Annotated in this window: 26 protein-coding genes, 1 tRNA gene and 1 pseudogene; 19 read left to right on the top strand and 9 right to left on the bottom strand. The window is 70.3% G+C overall.

Features of this window, described 5'->3' with window-relative positions:
- Nucleotides 1–110: 110 nt before the first annotated feature.
- Nucleotides 111–1466 (bottom strand): NADP-specific glutamate dehydrogenase, encoded by a 1356-nt coding sequence (gdhA, locus tag MTS1_RS00425; protein WP_023950373.1) that lies wholly within the window; start codon nucleotides 1464–1466, stop codon nucleotides 111–113.
- 128 nt (nucleotides 1467–1594) lie between these two features.
- Entirely contained in the window at nucleotides 1595–4267 is a 2673-nt protein-coding gene (locus MTS1_RS00430) for a phosphoenolpyruvate carboxylase (RefSeq protein WP_023950374.1), read from the bottom strand.
- A 116-nt stretch (nucleotides 4268–4383) separates the two neighbouring features.
- On the opposite strand from MTS1_RS00430, the gene MTS1_RS00435 reads away from it, so the two are divergent.
- From MTS1_RS00435 to MTS1_RS00485, 12 genes and pseudogenes are all read left to right on the top strand, one after another.
- Complete coding sequence (locus MTS1_RS00435) at nucleotides 4384–5043, top strand: MazG family protein (protein WP_023950375.1); 660 nt, start codon at nucleotides 4384–4386, stop codon at nucleotides 5041–5043.
- 31 nt (nucleotides 5044–5074) lie between these two features.
- A complete protein-coding gene (hisS, locus tag MTS1_RS00440; protein ID WP_036304829.1) occupies nucleotides 5075–6331 on the top strand; it encodes a histidine--tRNA ligase in 1257 nt (418 codons plus the stop codon).
- Nucleotides 6332–6393: 62 nt separating this feature from the next.
- On the top strand, nucleotides 6394–6645 hold the full coding sequence (locus MTS1_RS00445; RefSeq protein WP_023950378.1) for a hypothetical protein: 252 nt from the start codon (nucleotides 6394–6396) through the stop codon (nucleotides 6643–6645).
- On the top strand, nucleotides 6642–7229 hold the full coding sequence (locus MTS1_RS00450) for a hypothetical protein (protein ID WP_023950380.1): 588 nt from the start codon (nucleotides 6642–6644) through the stop codon (nucleotides 7227–7229). The genes MTS1_RS00445 and MTS1_RS00450 overlap by 4 nt, the downstream gene beginning before the upstream one ends.
- Nucleotides 7230–7508: 279 nt before the next feature.
- Nucleotides 7509–8048, top strand: a pseudogene (locus MTS1_RS16755) (SGNH/GDSL hydrolase family protein); the annotation flags it as partial.
- A gap of 96 nt (nucleotides 8049–8144) precedes the next feature.
- On the top strand, nucleotides 8145–8822 hold the full coding sequence (locus tag MTS1_RS15945; RefSeq protein WP_081731798.1) for an O-methyltransferase: 678 nt from the start codon (nucleotides 8145–8147) through the stop codon (nucleotides 8820–8822).
- A gap of 98 nt (nucleotides 8823–8920) precedes the next feature.
- A complete protein-coding gene (eno, locus tag MTS1_RS00460) occupies nucleotides 8921–10201 on the top strand; it encodes a phosphopyruvate hydratase (protein ID WP_023950384.1) in 1281 nt (426 codons plus the stop codon).
- A 31-nt stretch (nucleotides 10202–10232) separates the two neighbouring features.
- Complete coding sequence (locus MTS1_RS00465; protein WP_023950386.1) at nucleotides 10233–10703, top strand: septum formation initiator family protein; 471 nt, start codon at nucleotides 10233–10235, stop codon at nucleotides 10701–10703.
- Between the two features lie 104 nt (nucleotides 10704–10807).
- On the top strand, nucleotides 10808–11278 hold the full coding sequence (locus tag MTS1_RS00470; RefSeq protein ID WP_081731800.1) for a DUF501 domain-containing protein: 471 nt from the start codon (nucleotides 10808–10810) through the stop codon (nucleotides 11276–11278).
- Nucleotides 11275–12540, top strand: coding sequence for a S8 family serine peptidase (locus MTS1_RS00475; protein WP_023950390.1), 1266 nt, complete (start codon nucleotides 11275–11277; stop codon nucleotides 12538–12540). Before MTS1_RS00470 ends, MTS1_RS00475 begins: the two co-directional genes overlap by 4 nt.
- A gap of 43 nt (nucleotides 12541–12583) precedes the next feature.
- Nucleotides 12584–14020 (top strand): NAD(P)/FAD-dependent oxidoreductase, encoded by a 1437-nt coding sequence (locus MTS1_RS00480; RefSeq protein ID WP_036304558.1) that lies wholly within the window; start codon nucleotides 12584–12586, stop codon nucleotides 14018–14020.
- 252 nt (nucleotides 14021–14272) lie between these two features.
- Nucleotides 14273–14345: transfer RNA gene (locus MTS1_RS00485), tRNA-Leu, on the top strand.
- On the opposite strand, the gene MTS1_RS15950 is transcribed toward MTS1_RS00485, so the two are convergent.
- Nucleotides 14305–15213: an EamA family transporter gene (locus MTS1_RS15950; protein ID WP_023950394.1), complete on the bottom strand. Its 909-nt coding sequence runs from the start codon at nucleotides 15211–15213 to the stop codon at nucleotides 14305–14307. The two genes, MTS1_RS00485 and MTS1_RS15950, sit on opposite strands and share 41 nt — an antisense overlap.
- A gap of 41 nt (nucleotides 15214–15254) precedes the next feature.
- Between MTS1_RS15950 and MTS1_RS00495 the strand changes: the two genes are divergently transcribed.
- The 4 genes from MTS1_RS00495 (at nucleotide 15255) to ilvA (ending at nucleotide 18848) form a co-directional block, all read left to right on the top strand.
- Nucleotides 15255–15734, top strand: coding sequence for a MarR family winged helix-turn-helix transcriptional regulator (locus tag MTS1_RS00495; RefSeq protein WP_023950396.1), 480 nt, complete (start codon nucleotides 15255–15257; stop codon nucleotides 15732–15734).
- 78 nt (nucleotides 15735–15812) lie between these two features.
- Complete coding sequence (locus tag MTS1_RS00500) at nucleotides 15813–16379, top strand: LemA family protein (protein ID WP_023950398.1); 567 nt, start codon at nucleotides 15813–15815, stop codon at nucleotides 16377–16379.
- Nucleotides 16380–16443: 64 nt separating this feature from the next.
- Nucleotides 16444–17625, top strand: a complete 1182-nt coding sequence (locus MTS1_RS00505; protein ID WP_023950400.1) for an AI-2E family transporter — start codon at nucleotides 16444–16446, stop codon at nucleotides 17623–17625.
- Nucleotides 17622–18848 carry a threonine ammonia-lyase gene (gene ilvA / locus MTS1_RS00510; RefSeq protein WP_023950402.1) on the top strand — a complete coding sequence of 409 codons (1227 nt, stop codon included), beginning with the start codon at nucleotides 17622–17624 and terminating at the stop codon, nucleotides 18846–18848. The genes MTS1_RS00505 and ilvA overlap by 4 nt, the downstream gene beginning before the upstream one ends.
- A 25-nt stretch (nucleotides 18849–18873) precedes the next feature.
- Here the strand turns inward: ilvA and greA are convergent, their stop codons facing one another.
- Both greA and MTS1_RS00520 read right to left on the bottom strand, forming a co-directional pair.
- Nucleotides 18874–19365, bottom strand: coding sequence for a transcription elongation factor GreA (greA, locus tag MTS1_RS00515; RefSeq protein WP_023950404.1), 492 nt, complete (start codon nucleotides 19363–19365; stop codon nucleotides 18874–18876).
- Nucleotides 19366–19449: 84 nt separating this feature from the next.
- Nucleotides 19450–19845, bottom strand: a complete 396-nt coding sequence (locus MTS1_RS00520) for a DUF4307 domain-containing protein (RefSeq protein ID WP_023950406.1) — start codon at nucleotides 19843–19845, stop codon at nucleotides 19450–19452.
- An 80-nt stretch (nucleotides 19846–19925) separates the two neighbouring features.
- Here MTS1_RS00520 and MTS1_RS00525 point away from each other — a divergent pair, with 80 nt between their 5' ends.
- The gene (locus tag MTS1_RS00525) at nucleotides 19926–20171 is read left to right on the top strand and encodes a hypothetical protein (RefSeq protein WP_023950407.1); all 246 of its coding nucleotides are present in this window, start codon (nucleotides 19926–19928) and stop codon (nucleotides 20169–20171) included.
- Between the two features lie 15 nt (nucleotides 20172–20186).
- Here the strand turns inward: MTS1_RS00525 and MTS1_RS00530 are convergent, their stop codons facing one another.
- On the bottom strand, nucleotides 20187–20879 hold the full coding sequence (locus tag MTS1_RS00530) for a hemolysin III family protein (RefSeq protein WP_023950408.1): 693 nt from the start codon (nucleotides 20877–20879) through the stop codon (nucleotides 20187–20189).
- Nucleotides 20880–20975: 96 nt separating this feature from the next.
- On the opposite strand from MTS1_RS00530, the gene MTS1_RS00535 reads away from it, so the two are divergent.
- Both MTS1_RS00535 and MTS1_RS00540 read left to right on the top strand, forming a co-directional pair.
- On the top strand, nucleotides 20976–21752 hold the full coding sequence (locus MTS1_RS00535) for an isoprenyl transferase (protein WP_023950409.1): 777 nt from the start codon (nucleotides 20976–20978) through the stop codon (nucleotides 21750–21752).
- A gap of 192 nt (nucleotides 21753–21944) precedes the next feature.
- Nucleotides 21945–23300, top strand: coding sequence for a PhoH family protein (locus tag MTS1_RS00540; protein WP_023950410.1), 1356 nt, complete (start codon nucleotides 21945–21947; stop codon nucleotides 23298–23300).
- A gap of 39 nt (nucleotides 23301–23339) precedes the next feature.
- On the opposite strand, the gene MTS1_RS00545 is transcribed toward MTS1_RS00540, so the two are convergent.
- Genes MTS1_RS00545 through MTS1_RS00555 form a run of 3 tightly spaced genes read right to left on the bottom strand, consistent with a single transcriptional unit; the run spans nucleotide 23340 to nucleotide 26369 of the window.
- Nucleotides 23340–23993 (bottom strand): response regulator transcription factor, encoded by a 654-nt coding sequence (locus MTS1_RS00545; RefSeq protein ID WP_023950411.1) that lies wholly within the window; start codon nucleotides 23991–23993, stop codon nucleotides 23340–23342.
- Nucleotides 23990–24964, bottom strand: coding sequence for a cell wall metabolism sensor histidine kinase WalK (locus MTS1_RS00550; protein WP_023950412.1), 975 nt, complete (start codon nucleotides 24962–24964; stop codon nucleotides 23990–23992). Before MTS1_RS00550 ends, MTS1_RS00545 begins: the two co-directional genes overlap by 4 nt.
- 10 nt (nucleotides 24965–24974) lie before the next feature.
- Nucleotides 24975–26369 carry an aspartate ammonia-lyase gene (locus MTS1_RS00555; protein WP_023950414.1) on the bottom strand — a complete coding sequence of 465 codons (1395 nt, stop codon included), beginning with the start codon at nucleotides 26367–26369 and terminating at the stop codon, nucleotides 24975–24977.
- Nucleotides 26370–26390 lie beyond the last annotated feature (21 nt).

Here is a 26390-nt window from a genome sequence, read left to right on the forward strand (position 1 = left end):
CGGGTCGGGTTCCCGGACGCGTGACACCAGACTCCGTGGGGGAGGAGGGATCGGAAGGCACGGGGTGAAAGCCTAACCCGGCTCGCGCTCCACCCGGCTCCCGGCCGGCGTCAGATGACTCCCTGCGCGAGCATCGCGCGCGCGACGCGCTCGAAACCGGCCGCGTTCGCCCCGACGACGTAGTCGCCCGGACGTCCGTAGCGCTCGGAGGCGGCGAAGGCCGCGTCGTGGACGTTCTTCATGATCTCGCGCAGCTTGTTCTCGCTGTCGGCGAAGCCCCAGCGCTGGCGCGACGCGTTCTGGCTCATCTCGAGCGCGGAGGTCGCGACGCCACCCGCGTTCGCCGCCTTGCCGGGGCCGAACAGCACCCCGGCGGCGCGGAACGCGTCGACCGCCTCTGGGGTCGAGGGCATGTTGGCACCTTCGACCACGACGCGTACGCCGCCGTCGACGAGAGCGCGCGCGTCGTCGCCGTCGAGCTCGTTCTGCGTCGCGGACGGAATGGCGACGTCGACCGCGGTGCGCCACGGACGGCCACCCTCGACGAACGTCGCGCCCGGCCGGTGATCCAGGTACGCCGAGATGCGGCGGCGGTCGATCTCCTTGACCTGTTTGAGTATGGCGAGGTCGATCCCGTCTTCGTCGACGATCGTGCCGGACGAGTCGGATGCCGTGACCGGCGTCGCACCGAGCTGGTACGCCTTCTCGATGGCGTATGTCGCCACGTTGCCCGAACCCGATACGGCGACGCGCTTGCCGTCGAGCGAGTCGCCCTCGACGGCGAGCATCTCCTGCGCGAAGAAGACCGCGCCGTAGCCCGTCGCCTCGGTGCGGACCTCGGCGCCACCCCACTGCACCCCCTTGCCGGTGAACATGCCCGACTCGTGACGGTTCGTGATCTTGCGGTACTGCCCGAAGAGGTAGCCGATCTCGCGCGCGCCGACGCCGATGTCGCCGGCGGGAACGTCGGTGTGCTCACCGAGATGGCGGTACAGCTCGTTCATGAACGACTGGCAGAAGCGCATGATCTCGGCATCCGACCGGCCGTGCGGGTCGAAGTCGCTGCCGCCCTTGGCGCCGCCGATCCCCTGACCGGTGAGCGCGTTCTTGAAGATCTGCTCGAAGCCGAGGAACTTCACGATCGACAGGTTCACCGTCGGGTGGAACCGCAGTCCGCCCTTGTACGGGCCGAGCACCGAGGAGAACTGCACACGGTAGCCGCGGTTGACCCGGACGGTGCCGGCGTCGTCGAGCCACGGCACGCGGAACATGATCTGCCGCTCCGGCTCGACCAGCCGCTCGAGGATGCCGTCGCGCGCGAGCTCGGGCTGCGCCTCGACGACCGGTGCGATCGCCTCGAGCACCTCGTGGACGGCCTGTTGGAACTCGGGCTCGTGCGGATTGCGCTGCAGGACGGTGGCGAACACCGACTGGACGGATGAGGGCAGGGGAGCGTGTTCGGTCATGGTGGAGCTTTCTGGCCGAGCGGGCGGGACCCGATTCACGCTAGCGGGCGCAGCGGCGCCTGCCCGGCCATATGACGATCGGGACGATGACGAGCGTCGGTCGGTGACCGCGATCACCGACCGACGCGTCATCCGGTGTTCTGCAGACCCGCCGCTACGCCGTTGACGGTGAGCAGCAGCAGGCGCTGCCACTCGGGCGGGGTCGGTGCGTCATGTTCGGTGGAGCGGAGCACCCGCAGCGCGCGCAGCTGCAGCAGCGACAGGGCATCCACGTAGGGGCTGCGCATCTTCACCGCGCGCTGGAGCACGGGCTTGTTGGCGAGCAGACCGTCACCGCCGGCGATGCGCACGACCCAGTCGCGGGTGAGCAGCATCTCGTCGACGACGAGCTGCGCGAGGTCGTCGCGGTCGGCCAGCGCGAGGTGACGACGCGCCATGCGCGGGTCGGCCTTCGCGAGGCTCATCGCCACGTTGTCGATGACCGTCCGCAGGAGCGGCCACTGCTCGTACGCCTCGCGCAGTAGGGCTTCGTCGCCGACCGCCTCGAGCGCGGTCCCGAGGCCGAACCAGCCCGCGAGGTTGATGCGCGCCTGCGTCCAGGCGAAGACCCACGGGATCGCGCGGAGGTCTTCGAGCGACTCGACGGACAGCCCCCGGCGCGCCGGGCGCGAGCCCAGGGCGAGGAGTCCGATCTCTTCCATCGGCGTGACGGCGGCGAACCACGGGGCGAAGCCCGGTGCCTTCACGAGCGAGAAGAAGCGCTCGCGCGAGGCGGCATCCATCGTCGCCGCGACGTCGGCGTACCGCTCCGCGGCGCGGCTGTTGCGCTCTTCGATCGATGGCGCCGACGCCAGCAGGATCGCCGCGGCGACCTGGTCGATGTGGCGCAGGGCGATGTCGGGGTCGCCGTAGCGGGCGAAGATGACCTCGCCCTGCTCGGTGAGCTTGAACCGGCCGTCGACGGAGTGCGGGGGCTGCGCGAGGATCGCAGAGTTCGCGGGGCCGCCGCCGCGGCCGAGCGCGCCGCCGCGCCCGTGGAACAGGGTCAGTTCGATGTGCTGCTCCTGCGCCCAGGCCGCGATGCGTGCCTGTGCCTCATAGAGAGCGAGGTTGGCCGCGACGGGTCCGACGTCCTTCGACGAGTCGGAGTAGCCGAGCATGACCTCCAGCCGCCGGCCGGTCGCGTCCAGGCGGGCGGCGAACGCCGGGTGGTCGACGATCTCCGCGAGGATCCCGGGCGCCGCCTGCAGATCGGCGAAGGTCTCGAACAGGGGGATGACGTCGAGCACGGGGGGCGTGCCGTCGGGGCCGACGGCGTGGCGCGCGAGGGCGTGCACGTTCGCGAGGTCGTCCGCCGACTGCGTGAACGACACGATGTATCGGCCGGCCGCTCGCGGACCGAAGCGCTTCTGCACCTGCGAGATGGTGCGGAAGACCTCCAGCACCTCGACCGCGAGATCGCTCAGCTCGCCGCCGGCCTCGCACTCGGCGAGCACCTTGGCGTGGACGGCAGAGTGCTGGCGGACCTCGAGCTCGGCGAGGTGGAAGCCGAAGGTCTCGACGGCCCAGATCAGCTGTTGCAGCGCACCGAACGCCTGACGCTTGGCCCCGGCCTCGTCGAGCGAGCTCTGCACGACGCGCAGGTCGGCGAGGAACTCCTCGGGGTCGCTGTAGGCGAGATCAGCGTTGCGCGCCCGGGTCGCGCGGATGCGCCGTGTGAGCAGCATCATGACGCGCTTGTGGTGCTCGCCGGGTGCACGCTTCACGGCGTCGGCCGCGCCTTCGTCGTCGGATGCCGCCAGGCGATCCCAGAGAGCCCGCAGTGCGCTGCTCGGCGGGGTGGTCTCTCCCGACATCGTCAGCCCGCGGCCGACCCGCTCGGTGCTGCGCTCGAGTCCGAGCAGGACGTGCTCGGCAGCGATGCCCGCCGCCTTCTTCGTGACCGAAGCGGTGACGAAGGGGTTGCCGTCGCGGTCGCCTCCGACCCACGTGCCGAGGCGAACGAACGGCGCCACGACCGGGGGCCGGCTGCCGGCGACCTCGCCCTGCAGCGCGTCGTCGAGGCGGCGGTATACCAGGGGGATCGTCGTGTAGAGCGTGTCGTCGAACACCGCCATGACGGCCCGCACCTCGTCGGTCGGCGTCGGCTTCTCCGCGCGCAGCGGCGAAGTGCGCCACAGGGTGTCGATCTCCTCGAGCATGCGCCGACGTGCGCGGCGGTGCTCGGCGCCTCCGGCAGCAGAGTTCTCGAGCGTCTCGAGCAGGTTCACCAGTCGTCGGATGCTCTGCGACACCGCGCGCCGCCGCGCCTCGGTCGGGTGAGCGGTGAAGACGGGGTGGAAACGCAGCTCGCGCAGACGCCGAGCGGCCTCGTCCTCGCCGACCTCGCTCGAGAGCTGGGCGTAGGCGGCGGGGATCGAGTCGCTCGCGCTGTCCTGGTCGGAGACGCCGGCGCGCTCGCGCAGGAGCCGGACGCGCTGGTGCTCCTCAGCGAGGTTGACGAGGTGGAAGTAGACCGTGAACGCGCGCGCGACCTCGTCGGCGCGGTCGACGCTGAACGATTCGGCGATCGCGGCAGCCCGTTCGAACGCCTCCGGGGAGTCGTCGGTGTAGGCCTGGATGGTGGCGCCCCGCAGCCGTTCGACGTCGTCGAAGAGACCGGGGGAGCCGCTCTCTCGCAGCACCTGTCCCAGCATCGAACCGAGCATGCGCACGTCGGAGCGCATCGCCTCGGGAATCTCCTGCTCGGCCTCGTATCGGCCGACGAGATCGATCGCTTCGGTTCGGGTCAGCTCGCGCATGCGTCCCAAATTACTGGCACCCGCGGGGTCTGATTGACACGGTCGTCATACACATGCCGCTCGGCCCCGCTGTGTTACGCCGGACTACCCTGGGACTCCCCGTCCGAAGGAGCCCGATGTCCGATCCGCTGCGCGCTGCCGCCGACACGATGCGCGCCGTCCGCGACCGATGCGTGTGGACGGCGCAGATCTCCCATCGCGACCTCGTCCCGTACCTGATCGAGGAGTCGGCGGAGGTCGTCGATGCCGTCGAGGCCGGTACCGCTGCGGATCTTCGCGAGGAGCTGGGCGACCTCCTCTGGCAGGTGTTGTTCCATGCCGAGATCGCGTCGCGCTCGGCATCCGACCCCTTCGACATCGACGACGTCGCCCGGGGCCTCACCGAGAAGATGGTGCGGCGGCATCCGCATGTCTTCGGCGACGAGACGGCGGAGACGCCGGAGCAGGTGCTCGTGCTGTGGAACGCGGCGAAGGCGGCCGAGAAGCGAACCCGCACGAGCGTGCTCGACGGCGTGTCCGTCCACATGCCGACGCTCGCTCTCGCGCAGAAGATGCTCGCCAAATCGGCTCCTGTCCTGTCGGCGGCGCCGCCGCTCCCCGCGGAGCCGCCCGCCGACGAGGCCGAGCTCGGCGAGGCGTTGCTCGGCCTCGTCGCGCACGCCCGCGCCCAGGGATGGGATGCCGAACGCGCGCTTCGCGAACGGCTGCGCATCCTCGACGTCGACATCCGCGCGGCCGAGGGCGCCGGTGACTCCGCCGCCGACCTGGAAGGATAGGACGGTGCCCACCGTGAACCCGCCGCGCGGCATGCGCGACTTCCTTCCCGCCGACAAGGCCCGCCGCGAGCGCGTTCTCGCCGTCGTCCGCGAGCGCTATCGCGCGCACGGCTTCGACGAGATCGAGACGCCGGTCATGGAGGAGTACGGACGTCTCCACGCCGGCATCGGCGGCGACAACGAGAAGCTCGCCTACAACGTCCTCGCGCGCGGACTCGACGCCGACGGCATCCGCGCCGCGGCCGACGACCCGGCCGCGCTGACGGACCTGGGGCTCCGCTACGACCTGACGGTGCCGCTCGCCCGCTTCTACGCCTCGCACCGTGCGGAGCTGCCGACGGTGTTCCGTGCGATCCAGATCGCGCCGGTGTGGCGCGCGGAGCGGCCGCAGAAGGGCCGTTACCGGCAGTTCGTGCAGTGCGACATCGACATCATCGGCGACGCGACCCCGCGGGCGGAGGCTGAGTTGATGGCGGCGAGCCTCGACGCGCTCGACGCGCTCGGACTAACCGGAGCCTCGGTCCGCGTCAACGACCGGCGCGTGCTCGACGAGATGCTCGCGACGTTCGGTTTCGCCGAGGCCGAGCGCCCGGGCGTGCTCATCACGATCGACAAGCTCGACAAGCTCGGCACCGACGGCGTCGTCGCCGAGCTGCGCGAGCGCGGCGCGACACCGGCCGCCGCTGATGCGTTCGAGGCGTTCCTTCGACGTCCGCAGGCGGATGCCGCGGGGTTCGACGCCGACGGCATCCGCTCGCGACTGCCCGAGGGCGTGGGCGACGACGTCATCGCCCACCTCGTCGGCATCGGTGAGGCCGTGCGCGCGGCGCGCGGCGGCTCGGCCGAGGTGCCGCTGGTCTTCGACCCGTTCCTCGTGCGCGGCATGGGCTACTACACCGGCACGATCTTCGAGCTCGCGCACCCGTCGGTGTCGTACTCACTCGGCGGGGGCGGTCGCTACGACGGCATGATCGGCCGGTTCCTCGGCTCGGACGTACCGGCCGTGGGCTTCTCGCTGGGATTCGAACGGCTCGTCGACCTGCTCGGCGCGTCCGCGGGCGATAATCGCAGCGGCATCGTGCTCGTCCACGATCGTGACGTGCCGCTTCCCGAGCTCCTCGCCGCGAAGTCGCACCTGGTCGGGACCGGCTCCCGGGTGCGGCTCGAGCAGCGCCCGAAGAACCTCAAGGCGTTCCTGGAGCGCGCCGCCGCCGACGGCTACGCCTCGTTCGTCACGCTGCGCGCGGGAGAGGATGTCCGCTCGGCCGAGCCGCGCTCCATCGACTGACGATGATACTCCTCGTCAACGGGAGGTTGACGTTCTTCCGTGTGTCAACCTAGTGTTGACGCATGGAAGAACGCACCTCACGTCGGCAGATCATCCGGTTCCGATGGGCGGCGGCCGTGGCCGCCATCGCGGGATCCGTCCTCTCGATCCTGGCCATCGGGTTCGACTTCTCGGGCTTCTGGGGTGGCTTCGTGCTGGGCGCAGGGGTCGGGTCGATCGTGCTCGCCGCCTACCTCTCGGGCCTCGTCACGGGGATGAGCCGCGCTCTATCGGCTCCGACGTGGCTCCCCGCTCGCGAGACCGGGTCGGTGTGAGCCCTCACCGCGTCAGCGCTCCCGTCGGCGGTGCCAGCACCGCTCCAGCGGGCATCGACAGCATCGGCGACGACATCGGTCGCATCGTCCTCGATGCCGCAGGGGTGCAGGAGGCGGAGGGAATAGACGCCGAGGGGCACGTGCAGCTCATCGCCGCCAGCGCCGCGGCCGAGCGGGCGGCGCGCACACTTCTGCATCGGTCGGTCGTGGCGGCGCGCGCCGGCGGAGCCAGCTGGTCGCGCATCGGTGCGGAGCTCGGGATGTCGCGTCAGGCTGCGCAGCAACGCTTCGGAGCTGATCCGTCGGCGGGGGAGGAGTCGGCGGAGGAGCGATGGCTCGGACCCGTCACCGCGTTCGACGAGCTGCCCGAACTCGAGGCAGCGGGGCGGCAGGGGTGGCGGACCGTGGGAGCCGGGATGCTCGCGCACCGGATGCGACGCACCGACACCCAATGGGAGCATCGCCGCATCCTGTGGCGGGTCTCGCTGGATCGGGAGCGTCAGGACGGCTGGGATGTCGGCTGCCGGGCGTTCCCCTGGATCTACCTGGTGCGGGATCTCGGCATCCCACCCGTCGCCGACTGACCCTCCCCGGCTCCGTTCGCGTGAGCGTCGGACGGTCTTCCGCGTTCGTTCACCCGGCGGTGTTGTGCTGGCGCCATGACCACACCTGCGGTGCGCATCGCCGCTGCCGTCGGCGGTGCCGTTCTCTCGGCCGGGGCCGTCGCGCTCACCTCGCGCGTCGTCCTCACCCGGCAGGCCGCGCTCGCGCGGGAGCGGATCGGCAAGCCCCTGGGCGAACTCGCACTCGACGCGGACCGGCTGTGGCGCCGCTCCTACGCCGGCGAGCCGGTGCGTCTGGTGATGCTCGGCGATTCGCTCGCCGCGGGGCTCGGGGCGGAGCGTCGGAAGGACACCCTCGGCGGACGGCTCGCCCGGGGACTGGCGAAGCGGGCGCGCCGCCCCGTGCGGCTTCGCACGGGCGCCGTCGTGGGCGCGGAGTCGGCGACGCTGCCGGACCAGATCGCAGCGCTCGGCGACGATGCCGCCGCGGACGTCGCCGTCATCGTCGTCGGAGGCAACGATGTGACGCACCGGATCCCGCCCGGCGACGCCGCCCGCAGCCTCGCCGATGCGGTCGAGGCGCTCCGCTCCCGAGGATGCGCCGTCGTCGTCGGCACCTGCCCCGACCTCGGCGCCCTCCGTCCGGTTCCGCAGCCGCTGCGGAGCTTCGCATCGCGGGCGTCGCGGGCGCTCGCCGACGCGCAGGAGACGGCGGCGCGGGCAGCCGGTGCACGGGTCGTCTCCCTCCGACGCGCCGTGGGGCCGGTGTTCGTCGACCGCCCGGACGAGATGTTCTCCCTCGACCGGTTCCACCCCAGCGCCCTCGGTTACCGGCGCACCGCCGACGCGCTGCTCCCGGCCGTGTTCGCGGCCCTCGACGACGCGACGGCGGCGCGGATGCTGGCGCGCGCGGACGTCGTGCGGTTGGCTGAGAGCATGACGACCGACCCCACTCCCGATAGATGGAGACGCACCGACGCGTACCTGACGGCCACCCTCGTGACACCCGATCCGGATCTGGATGCCGCTCTCGCGGACCAGCGTGCGGCGGGACTCCCCGCGATCGAGGTCTCGCCGCTCAGCGCCAAGCTCCTGCAGCTGCTCATCCGGATCGGTGGCGTACGGCGGGTTCTCGAGATCGGCACGCTCGGCGGGTTCTCCACCATCGCGATGGCCCGCGCCCTGCCGGGGGACGGGCGGCTGCTGACGATCGAGGCGGAGCCGCGCAACGCCGAGGTCGCCCGCACCAGCATCGCGCGGGCCGGGGTCGACGACCGCGTCGAGGTGCGGGTCGGTCGAGGCGCCGACGTGCTCCCGGACGTCGACGAGGAGTTCGACCTGGTCTTCATCGACGCCGACAAGGAGTCCAACACGATCTACCTCGATCACGCGGCGCGATTGACCCGCCCCGGTGCGATCGTCGTCGTCGACAACGTCGTGCGCGCGGGACGTGTCTGCGATCCCGCGACGGAGGACGAGCAGGTGGCGGGCACCCGGCGAGGACTCGAGATGCTCGCCCGTGATCCGCGTTTCGACGCGACCGCGCTGCAGACCCTCGATCTCAAGGGCTGGGACGGCGTCGCGATCGCGCTGCGGGTCGACCCCGCGTCATAGTCCCGGCAGGCCCGGTGGCGGCGGCCCCGGTCATCACTAGACTCAGAGTGGACCGACGACGCTCCACGACTCACCCTCCACAAGCAAGGAGTACCCCTGTGGCACTGATCGAGGCTGTAGGCGCACGCGAGATTCTGGATTCGCGTGGCAACCCGACCGTTGAAGTGGAGGTGCTCCTCGACGACGGCATCGTCCAGCGTGCGGCCGTCCCCTCCGGCGCATCCACCGGCGCGTTCGAGGCGTACGAGCTCCGCGACGGCGACAAGAGCCGCTACGGCGGCAAGGGCGTGCTCAAGGCCGTCACGGCCGTCATCGACGAGCTCGGCCCCGCCATCGAGGGCGTCGACGCGAGCGAGCAGCGCATCATCGACGAGATCCTCATCGAGACCGACGGCACCGAGAACAAGTCGCGCACGGGCGCGAACGCCATCCTCGGCGTCTCGCTCGCCGTTGCGAAGGCCGCGGCCGACTCGGCAGACCTGCCGCTGTTCCGCTACCTCGGCGGACCGAACGCGCACGTCCTGCCCGTCCCGCTGTTCAACGTCATCAACGGTGGCGAGCACGCCGACAACGGCATCGACATGCAGGAGTTCTTCCTCGCGCCGATCGGCGCAGAGACCTTCAGCGAGTCGCTGCGCTGGGGCACCGAGGTCTACCACGTCCTCAAGGGCGAGCTGAAGGCCGCCGGCTACGCCACCGGCCTCGGCGACGAAGGCGGCTTCGCGCCCGACCTGCCCAGCAACCGCGAGGGCCTCGAGTTCCTCGTCAAGGCGATCGAGAAGGCCGGTTTCAAGCCCGGCTCCGAGATCGCCCTGGGTCTCGACGTTGCGGCGACGGAGTTCTTCAACGACGGCGTCTACCGCCTCGACAACAAGGACTGGAACGCCGAGCAGCTGACGGACTACTACGTGCAGCTCGTCAACGACTTCCCGATCGTCACGATCGAGGACGCCCTCGCCGAGGACGACTGGGACAACTGGACCGCCCTCACCGAGAAGCTCGGCGACAAGGTGCAGCTGGTCGGCGACGACCTGTTCGTCACCAACCCGGCGCGTCTGGCCGACGGCATCCGCCGCAAGGCCGCCAACTCGCTCCTGGTGAAGGTCAACCAGATCGGCACGCTGTCCGAGACGCTCGACGCGATCGCGGTCGCGCACCGCGCCGGCTACACCACGATGCTGTCGCACCGCTCGGGTGAGACCGAGGACACGACCATCGCCGACCTGTCGGTGGCGGTCAACGCCGGTCAGATCAAGAGCGGCGCGCCCGCGCGCTCGGAGCGTGTGGCGAAGTACAATCAGCTTCTGCGCATCGAGGAGGAGCTGGGTGACGCCGCGGAGTTCATCGGCCGCGCTGCGTTCCCGCGATTCCAGGGCTGATCAGCGCTGAAACGTGACGAGAGGGGGAGCCGTGGTCAAGACGACGGCTCCCTCTTCTCGTTCCCGGCGGCATGTCGACGTCCGCGAGTGGATGGGCGGCATCCGGGTGTCGGGCTTCGCCTTCATCATGCTCGGGCTCGTCGTTCTCGCGGCCTGCGTGCTGGTCCCGTCGGTCAGCACGTACCTCGACCAGCGCGCGCAGATCGCCGCGCTGGAGGAATCGGTGCGCGTCGGTCAGGACGAGGTCGACGCTCTCTCCGCCGAGCGCGAGCAGTGGCGCGATCCGGCGTTCATCATGACGCAGGCGCGCGAGCGGCTCTATTACGTTCGTCCCGGCGAAGTCGTCTACCTCATCGACGACGATCTCCCGGCATCCGCGGTGCCCGATGATCCGGCGGCAGTCTCGAGCGACGTCGAACGTACCCGCACCGACTGGATGTCGCAGTTCGTGCGCTCGGTCGTGACCAGCGGATCCGCGCGTACGGCCGCCACCGCCCCGTGAGCACCGGTGCCGTGCCGCCCCAGGAGTCAGCCGGCGGCGGACGGTAGCCTGTCAGGGTGACTGCTCCCGCTCTGACGCCCGCGACCGACGCCGACCTCGAGGTCATGCGCGAGCAGCTGGGACGCCCGATGCGCGGCGTGGTGGGGATCGCGGCGCGGTGCGTGTGCGGCAATCCGACGGTCGTGTCGACCGAGCCGCGGCTGCCCGACGGCACGCCGTTCCCGACGTTCTACTACCTCACCCACCCCGGTGCCACCGCCGCGATGTCGGCGCTCGAGGCGACCCATGTCATGCGGGAGCTCTCCGACCTGCTGGCCGACGATTCCGACGTCGCCGCGGCCTATCAGCGCGCCCACGAGCAGTACCTCGCCGACCGCGCCGCGTACGGGGAGGTCGAAGAGATCGCTGGCATCTCGGCCGGGGGCATGCCGACGCGCGTCAAGTGCCTGCACGCCGTCGCCGCCCACGCCCTCGCGGCAGGGCCCGGGGTCAACCCCATCGGCGACCTCGCGCTCGAGCGATCCACCTGGTCGCCCGAGCGGTGCAGCTGCGCGAACCCCCGGGTGGCCGCGTGACCCGGCGCGTCGGGCGATTCCTGCGCGCGACCGCCGTCGGCGTGCTCGTCGTCACCGCGGCGACGGCGGGGGCGGTGGCGCCTCCGACCGACCCGGCGCGCCAGGCGGAGTACTGGCTCGACGACTACGGCATCCGCACGGCGTGGCAGACCACACGCGGTGCGGGTACGACCATCGCGGTCATCGACACCGGCATCGGACGTGGGCCGGCCGAATTCGAGGGGGCGGTCAGCGCGGGAGCGGACTTCTCGGGCTCGGGCAGCGCCGACGGCCGCACTCCGGTGGGAGGCGACGACCGCGACCACGGCAGCTGGGTCGCCTCGCTGGCGGCATCCCGCGGCACGGGTCCTGACGCCGGGATGATCGGGGTGGCACCCGAAGCGAAGCTGCTCTCGCTGTCGATCGGATTCGGCGGCGCCTCCGACATCCCGTTCGCCACGCAGGTCGCCGACGCCATGACGTGGGCCGTCGACCAGGGCGCCGACGTCATCAACCTCTCCTTCACGACGAACCTGCTCGAATGGGACCCGTCGTGGGACACGGCATTCCAGTACGCGTACGACCACGACGTCGTGGTCGTCGTCGCCGCCGGCAACCGGGGGACCGGCACCGACCGCGTCGGGGCGCCGGCGACGATCCCGGGTGTTCTCACCGTCGGCGGTGTCGACCGCGGCGGAGTCGCGAGCCAGGAGGCGTCGACGCAGGGCATCACGATCGGCATCTCGGCGCCGAGCGAGGGCCTGCTCGGGGTGTCCGCCGACGGCCGGATCGTGGTGTGGGACGGAACCAGCGGGGCAGCCCCGATCGTCGCGGGCGTCGCGGCGCTGGTGCGCTCGGCGCACCCCGGGCTCGACGCGAACAACGTCATCAACCGCATCATCAAGACGGCCCGCGCGGTGCCCGGCGTCTCGGCGAAGCCCGACCCGCTCTACGGATACGGGCTGCTGGATGCCGCGGCCGCGGTGACCGCCGCCGTTCCGGCCGTGTCGGAGAACCCGATGGGCGATCTCGCGGAATGGGTGCGCATCTACCGCCGGGCGGAGCAGGCGCCCGCACCGCAGCCCACGACCTCGCCGATCGCGCTTCCGGAGCTCCCTGCCGCGGACCCTCCGTCTGAAGCCGGTTCGCCGCTGCTGCCGAGCATGAGTACGCTGCTGTACGGGACCGTCCCGCTCGTGGGTGCGACCATGGCCGCTATACTGGTGGCGCTCGGCGTCACTGCTGCTGTCCGGCGCATCCGATCGGCCCGCGCGTCGCGCTAGCCGAGCCCCCGATCAAGGAGTTCTTCCGAACGTGTCCACATCTGTGCCCCAGATCCTCGTCGTCGGTGGCGGCTACGCCGGCTTCTACACTGCGTGGAAGCTCGAGAAGCACCTCCGTAAGGGTGAGGCCGAGGTCACCATCGTCGACCCGCTGCCGTACATGACCTACCAGCCGTTCCTCCCCGAGGTGGCCGCCGGTGAGATCGAGGGCCGCCACGTCGTCGTGGGTCTCCGCCGTCACCTCAAGCGGACGAACGTCGTCAACGCCAAGGTCACGAAGATCGACCACGCGAACAAGGTCGCCACGATCACGCCCGCTGAGGGCGAGCCGTGGGAGCACCGTTACGACCAGATCGTCGTGACCGCCGGCGCCGTCTCGCGCACCTTCCCGATCCCGGGCATCGCCGACAACGCGATCGGCCTGAAGACGGTCGAAGAGGCCATGGCGATCCGCGACCGCATCCTCACCAACTTCGACCGCGCGGCGAACCTGCCGGCCGGTCCCGAGCGTGACCGTCTGCTGACCGTCGTCGTCGTCGGCGGCGGCTTCGCGGGCATCGAGGTCTTCGCCGAGCTGCGTGCGATGGCGTCGTCGCTGCTGAAGAGCTACCCCCAGCTGCGCTTCGAGGACACGCACTTCCACCTCATCGAGGCCATGGGCCGCATCATGCCGGAGGTCTCGCTCGAGACGAGCCAGTGGGTGCTGAAGGACCTCGCGAAGAAGGGTGCCAACGTGCACCTCGACACGCAGGTTCAGGGCGCCGAGGGCGGCAATGTCGCCCTGTCGACCGGCGAGGTCATCCCGACCGACGTGATCATCTGGACCGCCGGTGTGATGGCTAACCCGACCGTCGTCCGCGGCAGCGACCTGCCTGTCGAGGAGCGCGGCCGCATCCGCACGCGCGCCGACCTCCGCGTGGGCACGCCCGAGGAGATCGTCGAGGGCGCCTGGGCCGCCGGCGACATCTCGGCCGTTCCCGACCTGAGCGGCGGTGGTGTCGGCGGGTACTGCGTTCCCAACGCGCAGCACGCGGTCCGTCAGGCGAAGCTGCTCGCGAAGAACCTCGTCGCGGTGCTCCGTGGTGAGACGCCGCGCGAGTACTTCCACAAGAACCTCGGTGCCGTCGCAGGTCTCGGCCTCGGCAACGGCGTGTTCCAGTCGGGCAAGATCGCGATCAAGGGCTTCTTCGCCTGGGTCGCGCACCGCGGCTACCACGGCCTCGCGATGCCCTCGTGGGAGCGCAAGTGGCGCGTCGTCGGCGACTGGTGGATGAACTTCTGGCTCGGTCGCGACAATGTGGCGCTCCAGGGCACGCTCACCCCGCGCGCCGCGTTCGAGGAGTTCGCCGCGCGTCCCCGCCCCGCCCAGCCGGCCGCGGAGAACCCGCAGCCGCCGATCGACCCCAAGAGCGTGGCGAAGGACGAGGGCGCCGCAGCGGTGGCCCCGGCCGAGAAGGACAACAAGGTCAACGCGAGCTGACACCCAGCTGCCATGAGGCCCCCGCACCGCACGGTGACGGGGGCCTCATCGTTTCTGCTCAGGGGCTGGCCGCGGGTTGGGTTGGCAGCTTGCGCCCCTTCGCGGGTTGTGAGTGGGCGTGTGCTGCCAGGTGAGGGGGGTGGTGTGGAACCGGCTGCGGGTTGGGTTGGCAGGTTGCGCCCCTTCGCGGGTTGTGAGTGGGCGCGTGCTGCCAGGTGAGGGGGTGGCGCGGGGCCGGTAACGTGGGGGCGGGCCCCCGTAGCCCAATGGCAGAGGCAGGCGACTTAAAATCGCTTCAGTGTGGGTTCGAGTCCCACCGGGGGTACGGGCGTCGCTTTCGGGCGCGGCTGCGCCACAGCGGCGGTGACCGATGCGAGCACCGCCACCAAGCCGACGGCTTGCAGCGCGCTCAGGGTCTCTCCCGCGACGATCAGCCCGAGCAGCACGGCCACGACGGGGCTCAGCAGTCCGACGAAGGCGGGCAGGCGCGTCGGCAGCGATCGCACGCCCCGGAACCACAGCACGTAGGCGAGGGCGGTGCCGATGAGCGTGAGGTATGCGTAGGCGCCCAGCTCGCTCACCGAGGGGAGCGCGTCCGGGAGCGGCTCGACGAGAAACGTGAGCATCGCGAGCATGAGCCCGCCGGTCACCAGCTGCCACGCCGTCATCGCGAGGGGCGGCTGACCGGAGCCCCAGCGCTTGGTCAGCACCGTCCCGACGGCCATCGAGACGGCCCCGCCCAGCGCCGCCGCGATGCCGACCGGGTCGAGGTCGGCGCCGCCCGGCGCGACGATGAGCCCGACGCCGACGACCCCGGCGGCGCCTGCGACGACCGTGACGACGGTGAGGCGCTCCGACAGCATCCGCCACCCGAGCACCGCCACGAGGAGCGGCTGGATGCCGCCGACGACGGCGGCGACACCTCCGGGAAGCCGGTCGGCGGCGACGAAGAGGCACCCGAAGAACGCGGTGAAGTTCAGGGCGCCGAGAACCCAGGAACGCCACCACCACGATCCGGTGGGCAGCCGCCGGGCGGCGAGGAGCAGGATCAGTCCCGCCGGCAGGGCGCGCACCGTCGCGATCAGCAGGGGATGCCCCGGCGGGAGGAACGTCGTCGTGGTGAGGTATGTGGTTCCCCAGACGACGGGGGCGATGGCGGTCAGGGTGACGAGAGCGACTCGATTGCTAAGCACTTAGCCACTATAGCGAAGCGCTTAGCGACTAGGATCGCGGGATGGACCATGTGGATCGGATCCTCGAACAATGGGCGCGCGAGAAGCCCGGCCTCGACGTGAGCCCGATGGCCGTCATCGGGCGACTCGGGCGGGCCGCCGCATCCGTCGACGCGCGGCTCGCCGCGACCTTCGCGAGCCACGGCATCGACGCCGCGACCTTCGACGTCCTCGCGACCTTGACCCGGCAGGGGGCGCCCTATGAGCTGACGCCGGCCGCACTCGCCGCGGATGCCATGATCACCTCCAGTGCTGTCGCACAGCGGCTGAACCGACTCGAGGGCCTCGGCTACGTCAGCCGCCATCCCGACCCCGCGGACGGCCGTGGCAAGATCGTCCGGCTGACCGCGCACGGTCGCGCCGTCGTCGAACGCGTGCTCCCGGACCATCTGGAGACCGAGCGTGCGGCGCTCGCGCCGCTCTCGGACGGCGAGCAGGCGCAGCTCGCCGAGCTGCTCTCCCGACTCGCCCCCGGTGGGTAAGACCTGCGAGTTCCGCCGCGCGGCGGATTCGGCCCGAGGCGCGCTGGTTAGACTGGTCGCAGAGAGAGGGGACATGCAATGGAGTGGCTGATCCCGGTCATCGTCGTCGTCGCGCTGCTTGCCATCGTCGGCATCTATCTGTGGGCGACGTACAACTCGCTCGTGGCGCTGAACGTCCGTGTCGACGAGGCGTGGAGCGACATCACGGTGCAGTTGAAGCGCCGCGCCGACCTCCTCCCCAACCTCATCGACACGGTTCGTGGCTATGCCGCTCACGAGAAGGCGGTGTTCGAGAACGTTACCCGTGCGCGCGCGGAAATCCTGTCGGCGAGCGGACCCGCAGAGGCGGGCGTGGCGGAAGGCCACGTGCAGCAGGCTCTGAAGTCGCTCTTCGCGGTCGCGGAGGCGTACCCCCAGCTGCAGGCCAGTCAGAACTTCCTCCAGCTGCAGCAGGCGCTCGTCGACACCGAAGACAAGATCCAGGCCTCTCGCCGCTTCTACAACGGCGGCGTGCGCGAGCTGAACACGAAGATCAAGGTGTTCCCCAACAACCTGTTCGCCCGCAGCCTCGGATTCACCGAGCGCGAGTTCTTCGAGGTCGAGAACGGGGCGGCGATCGCCGAGCCCCCGCGCGTCCAGTTCTGAGCACCCGCTCTGAGACGGCTCCCGGCGGTCGGGCGGGCGCGCCCCGGAGTCTTAGACTGACGGGATGAGCGACGACAAGGTCGGGCGGTCGTTCCTCGACGCCCTGCGCAACCGGACCGTTGCGACCGAGACGTCGACGAGCATTCCTCGCGGCCTGCGTCTGGCGACGGCGTACTCGTGGCGGCTGCTCGTGGTCGCGGCCGCCGCCGGCGTGGCCATCTGGATCATCATCCAGTTGAAGCTGCTCGTCATCCCGCTGCTCATCGCCATCCTCATCGCCGCCCTCCTGTGGCCCGGACTGCTCTGGATGCTCGAGCACCGTGTGCCGCGCTGGGCAGCGATCGTGCTGAGCGTGCTCGCGACGATCGCCGTGATCTCGGGTCTGCTCTGGCTCGCGATCTGGCAGATCAGCCGGCAGTGGGCGTCCGTGCAGGCGCGCACGGTCGAAGCGATCGGTCAGCTCCGCCAGTACCTCATCGACGGGCCGCTCCATCTCACCTCGACGGAGATCGACGGCCTGTTGAAGCAGGGCTGGGGCTTTCTCGAGCAGCAGGCCTCGCTCCTGTGGTCGGGCGCCCTCGCGATCGGATCCACCGTGGGTCATGTGGCCACCGGCGCGCTCTTGGTGCTGTTCATCCTGCTGTGCATCCTCGCTGACGGCGGTCGCATCTGGCGCTGGGTCGTCCGCCTCTTCCCGCGTCAGGCGCGGCCCGCGGTCGACGGCGCGGGTCGCACCGGATGGCGCACGGTCGTGACCTACGCCCGCACGCAGCTGCTCGTCGCGACGATCGACGCGACGGGCATCGGCCTGGGCGCGCTGTTCCTCGGCGTGCCGCTGGCCGCTCCCATCGCGGTGCTGGTGTTCCTCGGAGCGTTCATCCCGTTCGTCGGCGCTGTTGTCACGGGAGCTCTCGCCGTCTTCCTCGCGCTCGTCTACAACGGCCCCTGGATCGCCCTGTGGATGCTCGTGATCGTGCTCGGTGTGCAGCAGCTCGAGGGGCACATCCTGCAGCCGTTGCTGATGGGGTCGGCTGTGAAGGTCCATCCGCTCGCCGTCGTCATCGTCGTCGCCGGCGGAGCGATGATCGCGGGCATCCCGGGCGCGCTGTTCGCCGTGCCGCTGGCCGCATTCGTCAACGTCGTCGTGCTCTACATTTCGCGACGATCGTGGGAGACCGGGGTCGCGCCGCGACCCGATGAGATGATCTGGAGCACTGTGCCCCGAGACCGGAGGAAGAACGCATGACCGGACCCACTCCGGCCGATCTCGACGCCGCGGCAGCCGTGCTCGACGGCGTCGTCACCCGCACGCCGATGGAGTACTCCGAGCACCTCTCGGATCTCCTGGGCGTGCCCGTGCACCTGAAGCTCGAGAACCTGCAGCGCACCGGGTCGTTCAAGATCCGCGGCGCGACCTACCGCCTCTCCCGGCTGACCGCGGAGGAGCGCGCTCGCGGTGTGGTCGCGGCCTCGGCCGGCAACCACGCGCAGGGCGTCGCGCTCGCAGCGCAGAAGCTCGGCATCCCGGCGACGATCTTCATGCCGCTCGGGGTTCCCGTCCCCAAGCTTCTCGCTACCCGCGGCTATGGCGCGGACGTCGTGCTCGAGGGAGCGACGGTCGAGACTCCGCTCCGCCTGGCGGCGGAGTTCGCGGAGCGGACGGGTGCGGTGCTCATCCATCCGTTCGACCACCCCGACGTCATCACGGGACAGGGGACGCTCGGGCTCGAGCTCGTCGACCAGGTGCCCGATATCGAGACGCTTCTGGTTCCCATCGGGGGAGGCGGGCTCATCGCCGGTGTCGCGGCCGCCGTGAAGGGCCGCGCGGCGGCCGAGGGGCGACGGATGCGCGTGATCGGCGTTCAGGCCGAGAACGCCGCCGCCTATCCCTCGTCGCTGGCGGCGGGGATGCCGCTGGCGGTCGAGACGACGCCGACCATCGCCGACGGCATCGCGGTCGCGCGTCCCGGTGACGAGACGTTCGCGGTGATCCGCGAGCTCGTCGACGAGGTCGTGACCGTCTCGGACGACGACATCGCCCGCGCGCTCCTGGTGCTCCTCGAGCGTGCGAAGCAGGTCGTCGAGCCGGCGGGCGCCGTCGGCGTCGCCGCGATCCTCGCGGGCAAGGTCACGTCGTCGGGACCGACGGTCGCGGTCCTCTCCGGCGGGAACATCGACCCCCTGCTGCTGCAGCGGGTGGTGTCACACGGACTCGCGGCATCCGGACGCTACATGACGCTGCAGATCCCGCTGCCCGACCGTCCCGGCCAGCTCGCACGCGTCTCGGAGCTGTTGTCGGTCGCGGGGGCGAACGTGATCGAGGTGCTGCACACCCGCCACGGGCAGGGGCTGCAGATCAGCGAGGTCATCCTCCAGCTCAGCGTCGAGACGCGGGGCGAGGAGCATCGCGCTCAGGTCATCTCGATCCTCGAGGATGCCGGCTTCGCGCCGAAGGTCGTCGCCGATTGACGAACGACGGCGCGAAGCCGAGAGGTCACTGACCCGAGTAGGTCTCGACCTTGACGATCTCGACGGAGATCTCGCGTCCGTTGGGCGCGGTGTAGGAGGTCTTGTCGCCCTCCTTGAGGCCGAGGATCGCCTCGCCGAGCGGTGAGGCCTCGCTGTAGACGTCGAGCTCGGAGCCGGCGGCGATCTCGCGGCTGCCGAGCAGGAAGACCTCCTCGCCGCCCGCGACGAGCGCGGTGACGACGGTCCCCGACAGCACCGTGCCGTCGGACTCGGGGGCCTCGCCGACGGTGGCGTCCTTGAGCAGCTGCTGGAGCGTGCGGATGCGCGCCTCCTGCTTGCCCTGCTCGTCCTTGGCGGCGTGGTAGCCGCCGTTCTCCTTCAGGTCGCCTTCCTCGCGAGCTGCCTCGATGCGCTTGGCGATCTCTTCGCGGCCCGTCGTCGAGAGGTGTTCGAGCTCCGCGACGAGACGGTCGTAGGCGTCCTGCGTGAGGAAGGTGACGGGAGCGTCGTTCGACATGTGATCTCCTTGGACTGGCGCGGCGCACAGCCGCCTATGGCGAACGCCCCGGCATCCGACCGGGGCGCACAAGAAATGCCTAGACTACGGGATCCAGCAGGAGGTCACCAAACCATTCGTCGCGAGGGCGACGGTGGGGATGGTCTCGGTGAAAGCTCGCGAGACGCCGTCCGCCGCGGGGTATTCCACGACGCGCCAGCCGACCACGCCGTGCTCGGTGTCCTGCGCCTCGAGCGCACAGGCGAGCGGCTTGTCGCGCGCGCCGCTGACTTGGAACGAGACGACGACGGAATGCTCGTCGATCACCTCGAACCCGGTGGCGTCGGTGTCGACGGAGGTGATGGCCCCGCTGACCGTCGTCCACGCCACGAGTCCGAGGATGCCCACGCCGAGGACGCCCGCGACGGCGATCAGGATGCGGCGGGAACGCTTCTCGCGCGTCCGACCGTAGCGCTGGTCGAGCTTGAGCTGCGTCGTCATGGTGGCGGTCTCCGAGGGGGTTCTGACGGGATTAGGCTGGTGTTTCCAGGCTAAGCGCTTCTCGCGCAGATCGAGGAACCATGAACTCCCTCCTGTGGCTCACATCGGCGGCGACTCCGATCCCCGAGATCACGGTCGACCCCACGTCGGTCACCCCCGGTCCGTGGGGCTTCGGAGCGATCGTGATCCTGACGATCGCGGTGGTGCTCCTGCTGCTCGACATGCTGCGACGGGTCCGGCGCGGCCGGTACCGCGCCGAGGTGCGCGAGCAGCTCGACGAGGAGGATGCCGCCGCTCGCGGCGAGCAGGACGCCGACACCCGCTGACCCCGGGCGCCGGCCTCAACCCGCGTGGTATGCGGGCTGGAGCGCGATGAGCAGGCACGCCGTCCAGTGGCAGAGGAACGCCAGGACCGTGCACACGTGGAAGATCTCGTGGAATCCGAAGTGTCCCGGCCAGGGGTTCGGCTTCTTCAGCGCGTAGACCACGGCGCCGCCGCTGTAGAGCAGACCGCCGACGATCACGAGGATCATCATGGCGGCGTTGGCCTGGAACAGCGGCACGATGTACATCACGGCGGCCCAGCCCAGTGCGAGGTACAGCGCGACGTAGAGCCAGCGCGGCGCGTGTATCCAGAACACGCGGAAGAATATCCCCGCGATCGCGCCTCCCCACACCAGTGACAGCAGCAGCACGGTCTGCTCGGTGGGAAGCGCCAGCACCGCCAACGGCGTGTAGGTTCCGGCGATCAGAAGCAGGATGTTCGCGTGGTCGATCCGCTTGAGGATCGCCTTGGTGCGCGGCTTCCAGTCGAAGCGGTGATAGAGCGCCGAGTTGCCGAACAGAAGCAGCGAGGTGGTCATGAACACGGCGCTCGCCCACTTGGCCGGCGCGCCCTGTGCGAGGACGATCAGAACGATGCCGGCGGCGATCGCCACGGGGAAGGTTCCGGCGTGGATCCAGCCCCGCCACGACGGGCGCAGCTCGATCTGAGCGCTCGCAGCAGCGGCGTCCAACAGGGGGAGCTGGGGCATCTCGACGCCCTCATCGGGTGCGGGTCGGGTCACATTACGAGAGTACGCGCCGCCATATGCCAGCGTTCACATGAGGGCGGGGAGTAACGTAGGGGAGTGGCTGCGAACCGCGGACGAGGACCCCTCTATCGCCTGTATGCGTCCCGGCTGCGCCGGCACCTGACGCCGGAGACCGTTCCGCATCACGTCGCCATGATGATCGACGGCAATCGCCGGTGGGCGCGCCAGGCGGGCTACCCGACTCCTGCGGAGGGGCACCGCGCCGGGGCGGCGAAGATGTACGAGTTCCTGCGGTGGTGCGACGAGCTCGGCATCCGCGTCGTGTCGCTCTATCTGCTCTCCCACGACAATCTCGCCAAGCGCGACTCGCGTGAACTCGCCGACCTGCTCGAGATCATCGCGGAGCTGGCCGAGACGCTCTCGAGCGAGCCGGGCTGGCGCGTGCAGCACGTGGGCCGTGCGGCGCAGCTGCCCGAGGACCTCGCCCGGGTTCTCGCCAAGGCCGAGGATCGCACCCGGGACAACACCGGTCTGCACGTCAACCTGGCGGTGGGATACGGCGGGCGGGGCGAGATCGTCGACGCCGTGCGCAGCATCATCACGAGCCACCACGAGCGCGGCGGATCGATGGAGGAGCTCGCGGAGAGTCTGACGCCCGAGCAGATCGGCGAGCACCTCTACACCGGTGGGCAGGCCGACCCCGATCTCGTCATCCGCACATCGGGTGAACAACGCCTGAGCGACTTCCTGCTGTGGCAATCGGCCCACAGCGAGTTCTACTTCGTCGAGGCGCTCGGTCCGGACCTTCGCGAAGTGGACTTCCTGCGCGCAATCCGCGACTTCGCGACGCGCGACCGCCGCTTCGGCGGCTGACGCGCCCGGTCCGCAACGCAGAGTTCACCGTCGCGAAATGTTCGCGGGCGTGTCGCGCTGGCGGCGCGCAGGTCGGCCGCCGTACTGTCGTCGCAACGGGCACGGCGCCCGTTCGAGTCGGCCTTCTCACGACTCGTGACCCCTGGTCGACTCGTGTGAATCGGGTGAGACACCCGAGGCGGGGAGTGGGTTGTGGCCGCACGAGCAACAGAGCAGCAGCGTCGCGTCATCCACGGCGGAGGTGAGGAGCTCGACCAGGAGCTGCGCACCTATGTGCTGGACACGTCGGTCCTGCTGAGCGATCCGCGAGCGTTGTTCCGCTTCGCCGAGCATTCGGTGGTCGTCCCCGTCGTGGTCGTCACCGAACTCGAGGGAAAGCGGCACGATCCCGAGATCGGGTACTTCGCGCGCCAGGCGCTGCGTCACCTCGACGACCTGCGGGTCGAGCACGGCCGTCTCGACTTCCCGGTGCCGGTCGGTGAAGGCGGCACATTGCGCGTCGAGCTGACGAACACCGACCCCTCTGTGCTTCCGGCGGGGATGCGGCTGGGCGACAGCGACACCCGCATCCTCGCCGTCGCCATGCACCTCGCTCAGGAGGGTCAGCCCGTCACGGTGGTGTCGAAGGACCTGCCCATGCGCGTCAAGGCGGCCTCGCTCGGCATCAGCGCCGAGGAGTATCTCGCCGAGCAGGCCGTGGACTCCGGATGGACCGGGATCGCCGGCATCGATCTCTCCGGTGACGAGATGAGCGACCTCTACGAGAGCGAGGTCGCCACGAGCGACGAGGTGCGCGGGGTGCCCGTGAACACCGGACTCGTGATCCACTCCGAGCGCGGCTCCGCGCTCGGGCGGGTGACGGGCCCGGGCTCGTTCCGCCTCGTACGGGGTGACCGCGACGTCTTCGGGCTGCACGGACGTTCGGCCGAGCAGCGGATCGCGATAGACCTCCTGCTCGACCCCGAGGTCGGCATCGTCTCGCTCGGCGGCCGAGCCGGGACCGGCAAGTCCGCCCTCGCGCTGTGCGCGGCCCTGGAATCGGTGCTCGAGCGGCAGCAGCAGCGCAAGATCATCGTGTTCCGCCCCCTCTTCGCCGTCGGCGGGCAGGAGCTCGGGTATCTTCCCGGCGACGCCCAGGAGAAGATGAATCCCTGGGGCCAGGCCATCTTCGACACGCTCGGGTCGGTCGTCTCCGCGAACGTCGTCGAGGAGATCATCGCGCGCGGGCTGCTCGAGGTGCTGCCGCTCACCCACATCCGGGGTCGCTCGCTCCACGACGCGTTCGTCATCGTCGACGAGGCCCAGTCGCTCGAGCGCAACGTGCTGCTGACGGTGCTGAGCCGCATCGGTCAGAACTCGCGTGTCGTGCTCACCCACGATGTCGGGCAGCGCGACAACCTGCGGGTGGGACGCCACGACGGCATCGCCTCGGTCATCGAGACGCTCAAGGGACACGACCTGTTCGGGCACGTGACGCTCATGCGGTCGGAGCGTTCGGCGATCGCTGCGCTCGTGACCGATCTTCTCGAGGCGGGCGAACTCAGCTAATCCCGGATGGGGCCGGCCTCGGGAAGACCGGGGCCGGCCTCACTCCCAGCGGTAGCCCTCGCCGCGCACCGTCACGATGCGCGATGCGCCGACCTTGCCGCGCAGATAGCGAACGTACACGTCGACGACGTTGGAGCCCGGGTCGAAGTCGAGCTCCCAGACGCGGCTGAGCAGCGTCTCGCGGCTGAGGACCTCCCCGGCATGGCGGAGGAACTGCTCGGCGAGGGCGAACTCGCGCGCCGACAGGTCGATGTCCCGACCATCGACCGTCGCGCGGCGGGTCAGCATGTCGAGACTGACCCCGTCGCGGGTGATGACGGTGGCCGGGCCCGCGCTCTCGCGCAGTCGCGAACGCACACGAGCGAGGAGCTCGGCGACCACGAACGGCTTCGGCACGTAGTCGCTCGCACCGGCATCCAGCCCCTCGACCGTGTCGTTCGTGCCGCTGCGCGCGGTCAGCATGATGACGGGTACCGCCGAGCCCGACGCCCGGATGCGGCGCAGCACGTCGAAGCCATCGATGCCGGGGAGCCCCACGTCGAGGATGATCAGGTCGACCTGCTCCGTCTCGAACAGCTCGAGCGCCGTCTCGCCGTCCTCGGCGACGAGGGATTCGAGCCCGTCGGTGCGCAGCGCGCGCTCGAGGAGGGCGATGATGTGGGGCTCGTCGTCGACGAGCAGGATGCGGGTCATCCGATCTCCTTGCGCTGCAGGACGACTTCTCCCGCCCTCACCGGCGCCGGAAGACGCAGGCTCGAACGGAGCGGAATCGTGATGGTGAAGGTCGCGCCGCCGCCGGCGGTGTCGGTGACGGCGCAGGATCCGCCGTGGCCCTTGGCGATCGCGTCGACGATCGCGAGGCCGAGCCCCGAGCCGCCCGCCGATCGGCGACGGCCGCCGCGGTCGAATCGGCGGAAGATGCGGTGACGGGCCGCCGGCGGGATGCCCGGGCCGTGGTCGCGCACCCAGAGGTGGAAGGCTCCGGCGTAGACGCCGCTGCCGAGCTCGATGGCCGTGCCGGCCGGGGTGTGCTTCGCGGCGTTGTCGGCAAGCTGAAGCCACGCCTGCAGCAGGCGGTCGGCGTCGCCGTGGATGATGCCGCGCTGCGTGGCCTCCACCGCCCATTCGTGGCCGGGGATAACGGTGACGAGGTCGACTACCCGCTGAGTGAGGCCCTCGATGTCGACCTCGTCCATGGCGAAACGCTCTCCCTCGACCGAGGCGAGCAGGTCGATGTCGCCGATGAGGCGCGTCATCCGGTCGAGCTCGCCGATCGCGATCTCGCGCACGGTGTCGACATCCGCGGGGTCGGTCGCGTCGACGAGCTCGAGGTGCCCCCGCACGATGGCGATCGGCGTCTTGAGCTCGTGGCGAACGTCATCGAGCAGCCGTCGCTGCGACTCGACCGCCGCATCGAAGGCGTCCTGCGCCGCCGCCTCGCGCGGCGGGGTGGCCAGGAGAGGCCAGCCCACGAGCCACAACGTGACGAGGGTGCCGACGCCGACGGCGGCGAACACGAGGACCGCTGCCCAGGGGAGCTCTGCTCCGAGCAGGAGGAAGACCAGCAGCGAACCGATCGCGGCGACGACGAAGCCGGCGCACACGATCACCAGGACGATCCCCAGGATGCGTGCGCGCCGGGCTTCCGACCGCGACGGGTTCACCCTCCGATTATCAACCAGGGTGCGTCATCGACAGCAGGTCGAGCTTCTCGTCGAGCTGCGCCTCGGTCAGCTCGCCCCGCTCGACGTAGCCCAGGTCGAGCACGGCCTCGCGAACCGTGATGCCCTTGGCGACGGAGTGCTTGGCGATCTTCGCGGCAGCCTCGTATCCGATGAGCTTGTTCAGCGGGGTGACGATCGACGGCGACATGCCGGCGAACGCGGCGGCACGCTCGACGTTCGCCTCCAGGCCGGCCACCGTCTTGTCGGCCAGTACGCGCACGGCGTTCGAGAGAAGGCGGATCGACTCGAGCAGCGCGGTGCCCATCACCGGGATGGCGACGTTCAGCTCGAACGAGCCGGATGCTCCGGCCCACGCGACCGTGGCGTCGTTTCCGATCACCCGGGCGGAGACCATCAGCACCGCCTCGGGCACGACGGGGTTGACCTTACCGGGCATGATCGACGACCCGGGCTGCAGGTCGGGGATGTGGAGCTCGCCGAGGCCGGTGTTCGGGCCCGAGCCCATCCAGCGGATGTCGTTGTTGATCTTCGTCAGCGACACGGCGATGGTGCGCAGTGCGCCGGACGCTTCGACGAGGCCGTCTCGGTTGGCCTGGGCCTCGAAGTGGTCCTTCGCCTCGGTGATCGGCAGTTCGGTCTCGGCCGCCAGCAGCTCGATGACCTTCTGCGGGAAGCCGAGGGGCGTGTTGATGCCCGTCCCGACGGCGGTGCCGCCGAGGGGGACCTCGCCGACGCGCGGCAGCACGGCCTGGACGCGCTCGATGCCGAGGCGCATCTGGCGCGCGTAGCCGCCGAACTCCTGACCGAGGGTCACCGGCGTGGCATCCATGAGGTGCGTGCGACCGGACTTCACGACGTCCTTCCACTCCTCGGCCTTCGTCTCGAAAGCGACCGCGAGGTGGTCGAGGGAGGGGATGAGGTCGTCGATGAGCGCCTGGGTCACGGCGATGTGCACCGACGTCGGGAAGACGTCGTTGGAGGACTGCGACGCGTTGACGTGGTCGTTCGGGTGCACCGTGCTGCCGAGCGCGCGGGTCGCGAGGGTTGCGAGCACTTCGTTCATGTTCATGTTCGACGAGGTGCCGGAACCGGTCTGGTACGTGTCGACGGGGAAGTGCGCGTCGTAGCGGCCCGTGACGACCTCATCCGCTGCTCCGGCGATCGCGTCCGCGATGGCGGGGTCGAGCGTGCCGAGCTCCTTGTTGGCGAGCGCCGCGGCCTTCTTGATCCGTGCGAGAGCGGCGATCTGGCTCGACTCGAGCCCCGAGCCCGAGATCGGGAAGTTCTCGACCGCGCGCTGGGTCTGCGCGGCGTAGAGGGCGTCCTTCGGGACGCGGACCTCTCCCATGGTGTCGTGCTCGATGCGGTACTCGATGTCGGTCACGTCGTTGTTCCTCTCTCGGTG

Origin of the sequence: Microbacterium sp. TS-1, assembly GCF_000509385.1 — a bacterium.
Taxonomy (GTDB): domain Bacteria; phylum Actinomycetota; class Actinomycetes; order Actinomycetales; family Microbacteriaceae; genus Microbacterium; species Microbacterium arborescens.

What these genes read in the sequence shown, in the direction of transcription:
- gdhA (WP_023950373.1), bottom strand. Translation starts at nt 1,466, where the DNA reads ATGACCGAACACGCTCCCCTGCCCTCATCCGTCCAGTCGGTGTTCGCC.
- MTS1_RS00430 (WP_023950374.1), bottom strand. Translation starts at nt 4,267, where the DNA reads ATGCGCGAGCTGACCCGAACCGAAGCGATCGATCTCGTCGGCCGATAC.
- MTS1_RS00435 (WP_023950375.1), top strand. Translation starts at nt 4,384, where the DNA reads ATGTCCGATCCGCTGCGCGCTGCCGCCGACACGATGCGCGCCGTCCGC.
- hisS (WP_036304829.1), top strand. Translation starts at nt 5,075, where the DNA reads ATGCGCGACTTCCTTCCCGCCGACAAGGCCCGCCGCGAGCGCGTTCTC.
- MTS1_RS00445 (WP_023950378.1), top strand. Translation starts at nt 6,394, where the DNA reads ATGGAAGAACGCACCTCACGTCGGCAGATCATCCGGTTCCGATGGGCG.
- MTS1_RS15945 (WP_081731798.1), top strand. Translation starts at nt 8,145, where the DNA reads ATGACGACCGACCCCACTCCCGATAGATGGAGACGCACCGACGCGTAC.
- MTS1_RS00470 (WP_081731800.1), top strand. Translation starts at nt 10,808, where the DNA reads ATGCGCGAGCAGCTGGGACGCCCGATGCGCGGCGTGGTGGGGATCGCG.
- MTS1_RS00495 (WP_023950396.1), top strand. Translation starts at nt 15,255, where the DNA reads ATGGACCATGTGGATCGGATCCTCGAACAATGGGCGCGCGAGAAGCCC.
- MTS1_RS00500 (WP_023950398.1), top strand. Translation starts at nt 15,813, where the DNA reads ATGGAGTGGCTGATCCCGGTCATCGTCGTCGTCGCGCTGCTTGCCATC.
- MTS1_RS00505 (WP_023950400.1), top strand. Translation starts at nt 16,444, where the DNA reads ATGAGCGACGACAAGGTCGGGCGGTCGTTCCTCGACGCCCTGCGCAAC.
- ilvA (WP_023950402.1), top strand. Translation starts at nt 17,622, where the DNA reads ATGACCGGACCCACTCCGGCCGATCTCGACGCCGCGGCAGCCGTGCTC.
- greA (WP_023950404.1), bottom strand. Translation starts at nt 19,365, where the DNA reads ATGTCGAACGACGCTCCCGTCACCTTCCTCACGCAGGACGCCTACGAC.
- MTS1_RS00520 (WP_023950406.1), bottom strand. Translation starts at nt 19,845, where the DNA reads ATGACGACGCAGCTCAAGCTCGACCAGCGCTACGGTCGGACGCGCGAG.
- MTS1_RS00525 (WP_023950407.1), top strand. Translation starts at nt 19,926, where the DNA reads ATGAACTCCCTCCTGTGGCTCACATCGGCGGCGACTCCGATCCCCGAG.
- MTS1_RS00530 (WP_023950408.1), bottom strand. Translation starts at nt 20,879, where the DNA reads ATGCCCCAGCTCCCCCTGTTGGACGCCGCTGCTGCGAGCGCTCAGATC.
- MTS1_RS00545 (WP_023950411.1), bottom strand. Translation starts at nt 23,993, where the DNA reads ATGACCCGCATCCTGCTCGTCGACGACGAGCCCCACATCATCGCCCTC.